Below are 13,716 nucleotides of genomic sequence, written 5' to 3' on the forward strand. Positions count from 1 at the left end.
TTATAAATGTTTTTATGAAAATTGTCATCATCGGATCGGGAAATGTAGCGTATCATTTGGCAAAAGCTTTCCACGAGCAAAAGGTTGCTGTTGAGCAGATTTTCGGCAGAAATGATATAGACTTAAAATCAATTTCTGATGAACTGAATATTCCCTATTCCACCTGCAATTTATCAGATGCAGATCTGTATATTATCGCAGTGAGTGATGGTTCTATCTCAGAAATTTCTAAAATTATTACCAAAGAAAATTGTCTTGTCGCTCATACTTCGGGATCGTTGTCAAAAGAACACTTATTAGGAGATTACCGGAAAGCCTCCTTTTACCCGTTACAGACTTTCTCCAAATCGAAAAAATTAGATTATGCTGAAATACCATTTTTTGTTGAAGCAGAAAATGATGAAGATCTGAAAAGCTTGCAAAAGCTTGCACAAAGTATTTCTGAGAAAGTGATGACCTCCACCTACGAAAAAAGAAAATATATTCACCTAACCGCTGTATTTGCCTGCAACTTTGTGAATCATCTTTTTGCAAGAGCAAAAGAAATTTCGGATTCTCAGGAAATTCCGTTCGGTTATTTCTTGCCGTTAATTCAGGAGACTACGGAAAAGATTTCTCAACTAGAACCTAAGCTGGCTCAAACGGGACCTGCAGTTCGCAATGATGCTCGGGTCTTGAAGCTTCACGAGGAATTAATTACCAATGATGAACAATTAAAAATTTACAAAGTAATGAACGAATCAATAAAGAAAATGTATGAATTATAAAACTAAATTAAAAGATATAAAAGGATTTGTGTTTGATGTTGATGGTGTCTTTACAGATGGCAGTGTTTATTTGATGCCCGATAAAAGCATGTGTAGAGTGATGAATGTACTCGATGGTTATGCGGTGGTAAAAGCCAGAAGTCACCAATATCCCATTTGCGTGATTACAGGCGGTGATGATCCTGCGGTGCGCCACAGAATCAATTACTTAGGAATTATAGACTATTATGCGAAAGTAGGTAACAAACTTGAAAAATTTGAAGAATTTAAACAAAAATATCACCTTAAAAACGAGGAAATTCTTACCATGGGCGATGATGTTCCAGATTTTGAAATGATGAAAATATCTGGAATTTCGGCATGTCCTGAGAACTCTGTTGCAGAAATTAAATTGATAGCAGATTATATCTCCCCGATTCAGGGAGGAAAGGGCGCGGTGCGGGATGTCATTGAGCAAGTCATGAAAGTACAAGGAAAATGGATGCTAGATGAAACAAAAAGCACATAACATTAGAAAAAAATTATGAAAATTTTACTCGCCTCAAACTCGCCGCGAAGAAAAGAACTGCTACAAAGCTTAGGATTTGATTTCACAGTAGTATCTGTCGATTGTGATGAAGTCTTTCCACCTAATTTAGAGATAAAAGAAGTTGCAGGTTATCTATCCGAACTAAAGTCAAACGCATTTCGACCATTAGAAATTGATGAACTGTTAATTACAGCAGATACAATAGTTGCCATTGACAACGAAATTCTGGGCAAACCAAAAGATATCATGGATGCGAAAGAAATGTTGCTAAAACTTTCCTTAAAAACACATCAAGTTTATACTGGCGTAACTATAAAAAGCACAAATAAAACCGTTACCATTACGGATTGTGCCGATGTGGAGTTCGACCTGATTTCTTCAGAAGAAGCCTGCTTCTATGTCGAAAATTACAAACCTTTTGACAAAGCAGGCAGTTACGGAATCCAGGAATGGTTGGGAATGACGAAAATTAAGAATATTCGTGGTAGCTTCTACACCATTATGGGCTTTCCTACCCATTTGGTGTATAAGATTGTAAACGATTTTACACAGGGCTCATATCAACACAAAAAATAGTATTTTTACAAAAATTAATTCTTTTTATTAATAATAAAATATTGATTTCAAAGTTATTATCAGATAATGAAAAAAACGCTACTATTCCTTTTATCAATCATCGTTCTCAATTCGTGTTCTTCACGAAAAAAAACAAATGATTCTGCCTTTATGAAGGGATTCTTCTCCTATTACAACACACTTTTTAATAGTAAAGATGCTTTAGAAACTGAACTTAAAAATAGAGATAAATCCCACAAAGACGATTTCTACGCACCTTATATTCAGCTGCTTACTTACGAAGAGGAAGTTGCGCAGACCAGCTTTGAAAATCCCGTTCAGTTCAGCAATCAGCCAACAAGACCTGGAAATCCTAACTCCAATTTAGATGGGCCACCAGGTATGCCAGGAGGGCCACCTTCAGATTTTAACAATAACGTCAAAAAGGGGTCTTCAATTTTAGAAATTGCAGAAGCAAAAGCATTAAAAGCAATTGCTAATTATTCTGTATTGAAAAATGGCGAAGAAAAAAATAAGAAGATTTTTGATGCTCATGTTTTATTAGCACAGTCTCGTATTTATCAAGATAAACCATTGGAAGCGCTTGATGCTTTGAATTATATCTTTGCGAATATGAGAAAAGATAAAAGAATTCCATTAGCTAGAATTTATCAAGGTTGGGCTTACTCAAAAATGGGTGATTTCCCTCGTGCTGAAGAAGTATTTGCAGATTTGAAAAAAAAGAAGATTAAGAAAGATTATAAAAAACTTTTGAGCATTTACTACTCAGAAACACTATTAAAAGCAGGGAAGAAGCAAGATGCTGTTAATGAATTAGAAGATGCCTTTGTCATTAATAAAAACCGTAAGCTGAGAAGTAGGATTGCTTTTTTAAGAGGTCAAGTTCTAGCGAAACTGGGTAGAAATGAAGAAGCAAGAGAAAGTTTTGCGGCGGCATATAAAAATGCCAATAACTTTGAATTTGAAGTGAAATCGCAAATTGAAATTGCAAAAACCTTTAACGGAAAAGAGAACGATTACCAAGGAGCTAAAGTCTATTTAGAAAAAATCAGTAAAAAAGGAACGTATAGTTCCCGAAAAAACGAATTTTTCTATGCGTTAGGTCTAATGGCTAATAATGCAGGGGAAAAAGAGGACGCTAACGAGTTTTTTCAACAAGCGCTGAAAGAAAAAATGTCTGATCCGCAAGTTCGGGGATTGACTTATTATGAAATTGGAAAAGCTTATTTCGAAAAAAGCGACTACCTTTCTGCTGGTGCATTCTACGATTCGTCACTTGCTGCAATGTCTTATGAACCTTCAAAAATATTACTACAAGAACAGTCTAAAAATATCAAACAAGTTTCTGCGAATTATTACTTAATCAAAAAGAATGACAGTATTCTGGCATTAACTAAAATGCCTGAAAATGAAAGAGTTGCCTATTTCAATAAATACATTGAGAATATAAAAGCAAAAGAGGACCGGGAACAGTTAGCAAAAAGAAGAGAGGAAAGAGGAAAAGGTTTTGATACCGGAGAATATTCTGCTAACTCTGTTTTTGCTGGAACTACTGGTGGTTTTCAAGATTTCGGAAATTCAAAAGGAAGTTTTTATTTTGCTAATTCAGGAACTATTGCAAAGGGCCAATCGAGTTTTAAACAAATTTGGGGAAATCGCTCCTTAAGTGATAACTGGCGGACTTCTTCTAAAACAAATTCCATAGAAGATCTTAAAAATGAAGTGATGGGAATTGCGACCGCACCCGATCCAAGAAGATTAGAACCCAGCTTTTATATAGAAAAAATCCCAACAAGTACCGAAGAAATTACTGGTTTGAAAAAGGCGCGCGATACAGCTTCTTTAGGCTTAGGCCGCATGTATGAAACTTTTTTTTCAGACACTCCGCTGGCTACAAAAACACTATACGACCTGGCAGATTCACAACCGGAAAAGGATTTAAAACTCCAGGCTCTATATCAGATATTTGCCTTTAATTATGAGAAGAACCCCGCTGCAGCTGATCGCGCAAAACAAATGATTTTAGAGGAATTTCCGTATACTTCGTACGCAGAATTTGTTAAAAATCCACGGAATAAATCATTTTCACAATCGACGGACGACGTAATGAAATTATATGCGGCAGCTTTTACTTTGTACCAACAGGAAAAATATGAAGAGAGTAAATTGGTCATTGCAAATGCATTACAAAAATTTCCAAAAGATGCATTAATTCCGAAGTTTACGCTTTTAAATGCTTTTAATACTGGAAAAACTGCTGGTAAAGAAATTATGATCCTACAATTGGAACAAATTGCATTAAATTACGCTCGTACAGCTGAAGGCGAAAAAGCAAAGGAAATGTTGAAATATCTAAAAAGTGACCTCTCCATTCAGAATGTAGATCATAATGGAGCTCCAGTTATTGATACACCTTCGCAGCCGACGATGCAAACTGTTGATCCTTTACCAGAAAAAACTGATCATAAAGTCCCAATTTCCACGGAAACACGTAATGTTCCAATGCTACCAAAATCTCCAGCTTCTAATAACTCGTTGCCAGAGATCCAAAGTAAAAAAGCGAAAGAAGAATTTAAATTTAAATAATTGAAAAGCGAAGATTACTCTTTGCTTTATTTTTTTTTGACTCCTTGAAACTCTTTCAGATAAAAAGGTTCGAAATAAGCAATGTCTTCAAAATCTTCATGCTTATATTTTTTGACCGCATCTTTAATAAGGAACTTAGCAGAAGGATAAACTGTATGATTAAAATCTGCTGAAGAAAGTTGAAGCAGTTCCTTGGCCTTTAGCGCACCATCACCTACTAAAAGAACTTTTTTATCCTGATATTCTATAAAGGATTGCTCATCTAATATTTTAGCTTCTGTTTCACTAATTAAATGACCTGAATTTCCGTCATAAACAGCAGCATAAACTTCCATTCTTCTCGCATCGATCATTGGGATTATAAGATCATAGTTTTGACCTAAAAAAGGCTCTATCATCGTATATAATGAATTAATTGCAATCAATGGTATCTTCAAACCGTAGCAAAAGCCTTTAGCCGACGATGATCCTATTCGCAGGCCTGTATACGATCCAGGCCCTTTACCTAAAGAAATAGCATCAATTTCCTGTAAAGACAGCTCTGCACCTTCCAAAGCCCACTGTACAAAGGTGTGCAAACTTTCAGATTGCTTATAGTTTTCTGAAACTTCTTCGCAAAGACATAATAATTCCTCACCATCAGAAATAGCTACAGAACAGTTTTTGGAAGAGGTTTCAAGATGTAGAATTTTCATGATACAAAGATAAGAAAGGAATGGTTAAAAGTAAATAAATCTACTTACGGTGAATGGTTCTGGGTTCACTTTGGGCACTTGGATAAATCGTAAGATCAGAAATCATTACGTGTTTCGGCGCATTTATACAATATGCAATTGAATCCGCAACATCTTCGGCTTTTAATGCTTCGTAACCCTGGTACACCGTTTCAGCTCTTTCCTCATCACCTTTAAATCGTACTTTTGAAAAATCAGTTTCCACGGCACCTGGCTGAACATTGGTGACTTTGATCCCAAACTCTGTTAATTCCAAACGCATTCCTTCAGAAATTACATCTACGGCTCTTTTTGAAGCACAATAAACGACCCCGTTCGCATAGGTTTGCCTCGCGGCTACAGACGAAATGTTTACAATATGTCCGGAGTTGGCCTTCTTCATATTTGGAATAACCATTTTTGAAACATAGAGTACTCCTTTAACGTTTCCATCCATCATATTGTCCCAATCTTCAACTGAACCTTCTGCAAGAGATTCCAATCCATGAGCATTCCCCGCATTATTTATTAAAATGTCGATATTTTTCCAGTCTACGGGTAGCGAATCAAATGCATTAGCAACTTCTTCGTAATACCTTTGATCAAAGTTTAAACTAAAAATTTCGGTATGGGCTGAAAGTTCGGATTTCAACTGTTCTAAAACTTCTGTTCTTCGTCCGCAGAGAATCAGTCGGTAATTTTGTTTAGCTAATAATTCTGCGGTGGCTTTTCCTATTCCGGAAGTCGCACCAGTGATGAGTACTGTTTTCATTTTCTTTAAATTTTAAAATTTAATTTGCATCAAAACTTTGAAATGCATCTTCGAGATGCGTGATTTGTAATTTCCCTGTATGATCGGGTAAAACGGCGATAATATCAAAACGAACTTCTTGATCTAAATTATTATTCTCCATGAAATAATCTGCTGCCTTGACCAAAGATTTAATTTTTGTTTTGGTAACTGCTTCTTGAGGTTCCATAAACAAATCAGTACCGCGTGCTTTTACTTCTACAATGATAATTTGGTTATTAAAAGATGCGATGATATCTATTTCCGCTTTCTGATAACGGAAATTCTTAACCAAGATCTTATACTTTTTTCCTTCTAGAAAAGAAGTTGCAAGCTCTTCTGCTACCTTTCCAAAATCATTGTGTTCCGCCATTATTTAATATATTGAAAAGCCCACCATAGGAGTAAAATCTGCAATGGTAACCTCAAAATTGTTACCCAAAATCCTTTCTTTTTGCGAACATAATACTTTCTGGACATTTCTATATTCGCAGGGAAGACAGCCACTAATAAGGCAATCGTCAGATAAGCACCCATGCTTTGGGTTGTTTTAAATAACAAAAGCAAACCACCTATTATTTCTACGATACCACTCAAAATAACCAACGTATGATGAGCCGGTAAATAAGAAGGCATTATTTTTAAATAAAATTGCGGTTTTACAAAATGTAAAATCCCAGCGACAATCAGGAGAATGGCTAATAGATATTTAGAAAGTAGTAAAAGATCCATTAAAATTGTAAAGTACATTTTTCACCGATCGTAAGGTGAGCATTCGCACCTATTATTAAGGGTTTGTTATCAAATATATGTCCGTTTGGAAATCCAAATAGAGTAGGGAAGTTATACTTGTGCAACCGTTCTGAAATCAGTTGATATGCAAACTTATCGTAGCTTTCCTCGTAGTCTCTATTCTCTTTTTCGTCTCCCATATTGGTCATTCCCCCAATAATCAATCCTTTTATCTTTCGGAATACTCCTGCTAACTCCAAACTCATTATCATGCGGTCCAGAGCGTAATATTTTTCCCCTACTTCTTCGATGAACAAAATCTTATCTTTAAAATCAAAATTATACGAAGTTCCTAAAAGCGCATAAATCAAAGCAAGATTACCGCCAATTACCTGCCCTTCTACCTGGCCATTTTTATTTAAAGGATTCACTTCTATGGAATAACTGGGATTTTTTCCTTTTAAAATATTGAAAATAAGGTCATAGCTCTCCTCACTAACTCCAAAGCTAGAAGTTTTCAGTGTTTGACCGTGAATTGATGCATAATTATTTTTGAGTAAAAACCGCTGCACTACCGTATTATCAGAATAACCAATATACCATTTTGGTTTTTTGTGAAATTTATTGAGTTTTAAATGCTTTAAAAGATGCTGACAACCATAACCACCTCTTGAGGCCCATATTGCAGCAATATCAGGGTTATTGAAAGCCCAGTTCATATCAGAAATCCTTTCCTTCTCTGTTCCGGCATAAGAGTACCCATGTGCATATTTTGTGAACAGATTCTTTCCTAAAACCGGTTCAAATCCGCGCTCTTTAATGAGGTCAAAACCTTTCTGAAGTTGAGACACATCTACAGCACCAGCAGGAGAAATGACGGCAATTTGATCGCCTTTTTTTAATGATTCTGGGAAAATGATCTCTTTCATTGTCTAATTAATTTTTGTTCTGTTTTCTCCGCTTCTTCTAATTTCCGATCAAACTGATTAAATTTTTTAAAACTTTGTAAAAAGATAAAAATACTAAATGCGATCAGGATAAATCCAACTCCTTTTCTAATTTGATTAGCGAGTTTTTGGGTTAACTTATAGTGAAATACTTTGGCCAAATATATTTTGAAAAAATCAATGACCAGATAAGTGCCCACCACTAAGCCCATATATAATAGAAAATCTTTGGTTTCAGGATAGGAATTCCGAACTGAAATAACGGTAACGAGCCAAAAAAGGACCACTCCTATATTTAAAATATTAAAGAAAAATCCATTGAGAAAAGTCTTAAAATAATTCTGCCCGATCATTTTCTCTTCACCCGGTAAATGCATCTTTGTTTTCGAAAAAATCATATACAGTGAGTAAATAAATACGATAAGTGCTGTGATACGATAAAAACCAGGGTGCTTATCAATTAGTTCTACCAAATCACCACTCGCAAAATAAGACGCGACAATACACAGTATATCTGCTAAAACGACTCCTAAGTCTAAAGTAAATGCATGCTTAGGACCGCGAGAAAAACTAGTTTCAATAAGCAGAAAAAATATAGGACCGATAAATACCAGACTCAACGTAATTCCTAAGCCGACTGCTGAAAGGATAAGTTCTACCATTAATAATTTTTAAGAAAAAAACACAATACCGGATGATTAGTTTTACGGTTGAATAATTTTAAAATCCAGTTGTTTCTGAATTAAATTAGCCTTCATTACTCTAATGGTCACTTCATCACCTAATTGATATTTATTCCCTGTCTTGCTTCCATATACCGCATGGTTTTTGGCATCGTACGAATAAGAATCATCCATTAAATCTCTTAATTTTATCAGGCCTTCGGCGCCGTTTTCTGGAATTTGTACCCAGAAACCGAAATCTGCAACACCTGAAATAACACCTGTGAAATCTTCACCCAAATGTTTTTCCATAAACTTAACCTGCATGAACTTAATGGAATCTCTTTCTGCATCAGAAGCTAGTTTTTCCATAGAACTGCAATGCTTACACTTGACGTCGTACTCCTGTTTCTGAGGGGATTTGCCACCATCCAAATAATGTTGCAACAAACGATGCGCAATTAAATCTGGATATCGACGGATAGGAGAGGTGAAATGCGAATAATAGTCGAATCCTAAACCATAATGGCCAATAGGATCAGTGGAGTAGATGGCTTTGCTCATTGATCTCATTGCCAAAGTTTCAATCATATTTTCTTCCCCTTTTCCTTGAATGTCTTTCAATAAACTATTCAACGATGCAGCTACTTTTTTAGTATTTGCTAAATTCATCGTATAACCAAAAGTACCTACGAAATCACGCAATGCTTCCAGTTTGGCAGGATCCGGATCATCGTGAACTCTATAAATAAAAGTATTATTGGTAGGAACTCCTTTCTTATTTAAGGAAACAAATTCAGAAACTTTTCTATTGGCAAGTAACATAAATTCTTCGATCAAGTGATTAGAATCTTTGCTGACTTTGAAATATACACCGATAGGTTCATTATTTTCATCAAGATTGAACCGTACCTCACTGCGGTCAAATGTAATTGCTCCGTTATTAATACGTTCTGTTCTCAGAATCTTAGCGAGTCGGTCAAGTGTTGTAATTTCTTCAACCAGATCACCTTCTTGTGTTTCAAGCCGTTCCTGTGCTTCTTCGTAAGCAAATTTTCGATCCGAATGGATAATTGTTCGTCCAAACCACTGATTTTGTAGTTCTGCCTGATCGTTTATTTCGAAAACCGCAGAAAAAGTATATTTATCTTCATTGGGTCTTAGTGAACACACATCATTGCTCAAAACTTCTGGTAACATGGGAACAACACGATCTACTAAGTAAACGGAAGTCGCTCTTTTATAAGCTTCTTCATCCAGAATAGTTCCTGGAATTACATAATGAGAAACATCTGCAATGTGAACACCAATTTCCCAGTTGCCATTTTCTAATTTTTGTAACGAAAGGGCATCATCAAAATCTTTAGCATCCTTTGGATCGATAGTAAATGTACAAATATTACGCATATCACGTCTTTTTGCAACTTCAGTATCGTGAATTTTACGATCAATTTCCTGAGCTTCTTTTTCTACTTCCGGTGGAAATTCGTAGGGTAATCCATATTCTGCTAAAATGGAATGTATTTCTGTTTCGTGATCACCTGGAGCACCTAATACTTTAATAATTTCACCTTCAGGATTTTTTTCTCCGGCTCTCCAGTCAAGCATTTTCACAACAACTTTATCGCCGTCTTTCGCACCACCAATTTTACCTTGAGGAACAAAAATATCGGTATTGATATGCTTTTTATCACCCACTACGAATCCAAAATCCTTATGCTTGATAAATTGGAAGGTACCTACAAATTCAGTACGTTTTCTTTCCATTACTTCCAAAACGGAACCTTCTAGTTTCTTACCTTTAAAATTATAGGTAACAATAAGTACAGTATCCCCTTGTAAGGCATCTTTTACATTCTTGGAATGAATAAAAACATCATCATCTAGGCCTTGTACATTTACGTAAGCATTTCCGGTTTGATTAAAGTCGATAACTCCTGTTAAGGTACCTTCAATATTAAGATTAATGATGTATTTTCCTTTCTCTACTTCCTTAATCCGCTGATCAGCAAGCAATTTATGAAGTGATTGAATCACTTGTTCTCTTTGTCTCGGATTTTTATAATCGATACCGTCTGCAATCTGCTTATAATTAAAGATTTTACCAGATTTCTCATTCATAAAACGCAGTATCAATCTTCCGATCTCCTGCAATTTATAATTATTCTTATCGGAGATAAATTTTTTCTTTTGGGCCATAAAATGGATAGTTATTTTGAAAGGTTTTTAACAAGTCGAAATTTTTCCGACTCTATTTTGGTGCCTTCCACCTTCGAACTGAGTGCTAAGAAACTCATCTACGATATCAGTAGCCAGTTGGCTTGCGATAAATCTCGCAGGTAGTGCAATCATATTTGCATCATTATGCTTACGTGCTAGAACAGCTAATTCTGGCATCCAACATAATGCACAGCGAATATCTTGATGCTTGTTTGCCGTCATCTGCACGCCATTTCCACTTCCACAAATTAGGATGCCTAACTCATTTCTACCTTCTTCAATAGAAGTAGCGGCAGGGTGCACGAAATCCGGGTAATCAACAGAGTCTGTGGAAAAGGTACCGAAATCTTCAACCTCATATTTTCCTTCCAAATGTTTTTTTATGATTTCTTTGTATTCGAAACCTGCATGATCGCATGCTATAGCTATTTTTTTCATGACTATTCTTTAATTCGCTGTTTTTCAGTTGACACAAATTTAAGATTATTAATATAAAAACCATTTGATTCTCGGCGAAAAATTCATTTTCAAACAGAATACTTTATAAAAATTATAATATGGAGATAACTTGGGGAGATCAATGTGAATTAGTGTGGATAACTTTGGTGAACATTATCTTTTTTGTAACCACTAATTTGTTAATGGACTATTTCTACCAAACAAAGCTAATTTATCTTTTAAAAATTATGACGCTTTAATTGAGAAGTTCTCCATAAATATATTTCTAACAAAGATTTAATTGTAATTAGCTAACAATTGTGGATTACATTCCCAAATCTCTGTTTATCATTAAAATACGCTGTTAGTAAGATCGTGACTTAGCATTTAGTAATAAGTGCTGAAAAAATTTCGAAATAGTTTTCCACTTCTTAATATACTACAACAACACTACTCAATTTCTTTTATATAAAAAGAGAATTAATGTTGATGAAATGTATTTTGAGAGTTTGTGGAATTTTAAAATGAATTTAATTTTTAATCGAGGGAATTAATCTTAAATTTGTCAAACTTAAAACTGAGAATATTTTATGAAAACCATTAACGATTTTAACTTCAAAGATAAAAAAGCTCTGGTGCGTGTCGATTTTAATGTCCCGCAAAACGCAGATTTGAAAGTGACTGACAACACAAGAATAGAAGCGGTGAAGCCGACTATTGATAAAATTTTAAATGATGGCGGATCTGTAATTTTAATGACGCATCTCGGTCGGCCAAAGGGTAAAGTTAGTGAAGAGTTTTCTTTAAAGAATATCGTATCTGATGTGGAAACTGTTTTAGGTAAACCAGTTCAGTTTTGTCCAGATTGCTTAGGCGAGGAGGCTGATAACATGACAAAGAATTTGAAACCGGGAGAAATTCTTTTGCTCGAAAATCTTCGTTTTTATGAAGGAGAAGAAAATGGTGATGTAGCTTTTGCAGAGAAGTTATCTAAGTACGGAGATGCTTATGTAAATGATGCTTTTGGTACTGCGCACAGAAGTCATGCGTCTACTGCAATTATCGCACAGTTTTTTTCTTCAACTAAATTCTTCGGTTTACTGATGGCAAAAGAATTAGAAGCGATCGATAAAGTGTTGAAAAGTGGTGAGAAACCTATTACGGCCATTTTGGGTGGCTCAAAAGTTTCCTCGAAAATAACTATTATCGAAAATATTTTGCCTGCAGTTGATCATCTGATCATCGGTGGGGGAATGGCCTTTACTTTTATTAAGGCTTTAGGTGGTATGATAGGAAATTCTCTTGTAGAAGATGATAAAATTGGTTTAGCATTGGAAATATTAGAGAAAGCTAAAAACGAAAATGTTACAATTCATCTACCGGTAGATGCAATTATCGCGGATGGGTTTAGTAATAATGCAGCTACTAAAGAAGTTGATATTTTTGAAATTCCAGATGGATGGATGGGATTGGATTCCGGTACACGAAGCAGGAAATTATTTAATGATGTTGTGATGAATTCACGTACCATTTTATGGAATGGCCCTATTGGAGTTTTTGAAATGTCTATTTTTGCTGCTGGTACGGTTGCATTAGGTGACAGTATAGCCGAAGCAACAAAATTAGGTGCTTTTTCTCTTGTCGGTGGTGGCGACAGTGTCTCATTCGTCAAACAGTTTGGTTACGAAGAAAAAGTAAGTTATGTTTCCACTGGAGGTGGAGCAATGCTTGAAAGTTTGGAAGGTAAAGAATTACCTGGAGTGCAGGCGATCAATAATTAGAATACTATAATTTTAAATAATAAAAAAAGTTTTCCCAACGGAAAACTTTTTTTATTGATATTAACTTTTTTTTAATTTTTTTAGAAAATGCTAAAAATTGATCGTCACAAATAGCTTAAAAATCGATTATCTATTTTTTTCTTATAATGTATATCAAACTTGAAAATTCGCCGCTTTTTGATGCTTTTATGTTCGAAATTAGTCCGAAAATGAATCCTTTTAGCCAAAATAAGGAAGATTTTCGATACTTTTCACTTAACATGGAGATGTAGAAGGAGTCGAGTAGGAGTGGTTTAATTTTTTCTATTTCGAAATTATTTTTTTTAAGAACATTCTCCATCCCTTTTTTTGAAAAATGATAAGCGTGTCTTGGAACGTCATATGCTGCCCAATATTCCTTATATTTTTGAGCATCGTATGATTTTAAATTGGGAACTGCAATTATTAGAATTCCTTTACTCTGTAATTTTTTATGAAATTCTTTTAAAACCTCATTCTGATTTTCTATATGTTCAAAAACGTGCCAAAGGGTAATCACGTCTAGACCATCGTCTTTCATTGATTTGAGATCCGATATTATACTTGTGGATTTTAATTTTGCTAGCGCATTGGTACGAGCAACACTATTTGGTTCTAATCCAAAAGTTTCATAATCATTTTCGATATATTTAATAAACTCACCAGCTCCGCAACCGTAATCCAACACTCTTTTTGCAGTTGGAGCGTGGGAGTGGATTATATTTTTTTTATACTTTAAATTAAAATTTTGTAGCAACTTATATAATCTTTCTTTTAAGCTCCCAGAATCTTGATGATGCGAAATATATTCAGTACTCTCATAGTACTTGGATAGATCATTCGGAACTGGAGTTGTTTTATAAAGTCCTGAAATATCGGTTTCAACAATTTTAAATTCCTCTTTAGTTAAAAAGTGATCAGTTACTTTCATTTAAATAATTTAATAGTAGATGTTTC

General features: G+C 34.9%; 14 protein-coding genes. 5 read left to right on the forward strand and 9 right to left on the reverse strand.

Going from position 1 to position 13,716, the window contains the following annotated elements; translation table 11 throughout:
- Positions 1-14 precede the first annotated feature (14 nt).
- The 4 genes from FNJ88_RS06875 to FNJ88_RS06890 all read left to right on the forward strand — a co-directional run bounded on the left by FNJ88_RS06875 (position 15) and on the right by FNJ88_RS06890 (position 4,458).
- Positions 15-767: a Rossmann-like and DUF2520 domain-containing protein gene (locus tag FNJ88_RS06875; RefSeq protein WP_143852476.1), complete on the forward strand. Its 753-nt coding sequence runs from the start codon at positions 15-17 to the stop codon at positions 765-767.
- A complete protein-coding gene (locus FNJ88_RS06880; RefSeq protein WP_143852477.1) occupies positions 757-1,275 on the forward strand; it encodes a KdsC family phosphatase in 519 nt (172 codons plus the stop codon). Before FNJ88_RS06875 ends, FNJ88_RS06880 begins: the two co-directional genes overlap by 11 nt.
- A 15-nt stretch (positions 1,276-1,290) precedes the next feature.
- Positions 1,291-1,872, forward strand: coding sequence for a Maf family nucleotide pyrophosphatase (locus FNJ88_RS06885; RefSeq protein WP_143852478.1), 582 nt, complete (start codon positions 1,291-1,293; stop codon positions 1,870-1,872).
- Between the two features lie 66 nt (positions 1,873-1,938).
- Positions 1,939-4,458: a tetratricopeptide repeat protein gene (locus FNJ88_RS06890; protein WP_143852479.1), complete on the forward strand. Its 2,520-nt coding sequence runs from the start codon at positions 1,939-1,941 to the stop codon at positions 4,456-4,458.
- Positions 4,459-4,484: 26 nt separating this feature from the next.
- Here the strand turns inward: FNJ88_RS06890 and tsaB are convergent, their stop codons facing one another.
- Genes tsaB through rpiB form a run of 8 tightly spaced genes read right to left on the reverse strand, consistent with a single transcriptional unit; the run spans position 4,485 to position 10,960 of the window.
- Positions 4,485-5,153, reverse strand: coding sequence for a tRNA (adenosine(37)-N6)-threonylcarbamoyltransferase complex dimerization subunit type 1 TsaB (gene tsaB, locus FNJ88_RS06895; RefSeq protein WP_143852480.1), 669 nt, complete (start codon positions 5,151-5,153; stop codon positions 4,485-4,487).
- 40 nt (positions 5,154-5,193) lie between these two features.
- Positions 5,194-5,943 carry an SDR family NAD(P)-dependent oxidoreductase gene (locus FNJ88_RS06900; protein ID WP_143852481.1) on the reverse strand — a complete coding sequence of 250 codons (750 nt, stop codon included), beginning with the start codon at positions 5,941-5,943 and terminating at the stop codon, positions 5,194-5,196.
- Positions 5,944-5,962: 19 nt separating this feature from the next.
- Positions 5,963-6,334, reverse strand: coding sequence for a YraN family protein (locus FNJ88_RS06905; protein ID WP_143852482.1), 372 nt, complete (start codon positions 6,332-6,334; stop codon positions 5,963-5,965).
- A complete protein-coding gene (locus FNJ88_RS06910) occupies positions 6,334-6,711 on the reverse strand; it encodes a MauE/DoxX family redox-associated membrane protein (RefSeq protein WP_143852483.1) in 378 nt (125 codons plus the stop codon). The genes FNJ88_RS06905 and FNJ88_RS06910 overlap by 1 nt, the downstream gene beginning before the upstream one ends.
- Positions 6,693-7,622, reverse strand: coding sequence for an LD-carboxypeptidase (locus FNJ88_RS06915; protein WP_143852484.1), 930 nt, complete (start codon positions 7,620-7,622; stop codon positions 6,693-6,695). Before FNJ88_RS06915 ends, FNJ88_RS06910 begins: the two co-directional genes overlap by 19 nt.
- Entirely contained in the window at positions 7,619-8,302 is a 684-nt protein-coding gene (locus FNJ88_RS06920; protein ID WP_143852485.1) for a LysE family translocator, read from the reverse strand. Before FNJ88_RS06920 ends, FNJ88_RS06915 begins: the two co-directional genes overlap by 4 nt.
- 42 nt (positions 8,303-8,344) lie before the next feature.
- Positions 8,345-10,501: a ribonuclease R gene (gene rnr / locus FNJ88_RS06925; RefSeq protein ID WP_143852486.1), complete on the reverse strand. Its 2,157-nt coding sequence runs from the start codon at positions 10,499-10,501 to the stop codon at positions 8,345-8,347.
- Positions 10,502-10,528: 27 nt separating this feature from the next.
- Positions 10,529-10,960: a ribose 5-phosphate isomerase B gene (gene rpiB / locus FNJ88_RS06930; protein ID WP_143852487.1), complete on the reverse strand. Its 432-nt coding sequence runs from the start codon at positions 10,958-10,960 to the stop codon at positions 10,529-10,531.
- Between the two features lie 590 nt (positions 10,961-11,550).
- On the opposite strand from rpiB, the gene FNJ88_RS06935 reads away from it, so the two are divergent.
- Positions 11,551-12,741 carry a phosphoglycerate kinase gene (locus FNJ88_RS06935; RefSeq protein ID WP_143852488.1) on the forward strand — a complete coding sequence of 397 codons (1,191 nt, stop codon included), beginning with the start codon at positions 11,551-11,553 and terminating at the stop codon, positions 12,739-12,741.
- Positions 12,742-12,871: 130 nt separating this feature from the next.
- On the opposite strand, the gene FNJ88_RS06940 is transcribed toward FNJ88_RS06935, so the two are convergent.
- Positions 12,872-13,690, reverse strand: coding sequence for a class I SAM-dependent methyltransferase (locus FNJ88_RS06940; protein ID WP_143852489.1), 819 nt, complete (start codon positions 13,688-13,690; stop codon positions 12,872-12,874).
- Between the last annotated feature and the right edge of the window lie 26 nt (positions 13,691-13,716).

It is taken from the genome of Chryseobacterium sp. SNU WT5, assembly GCF_007362475.1.
Lineage (GTDB): Bacteria > Bacteroidota > Bacteroidia > Flavobacteriales > Weeksellaceae > Kaistella.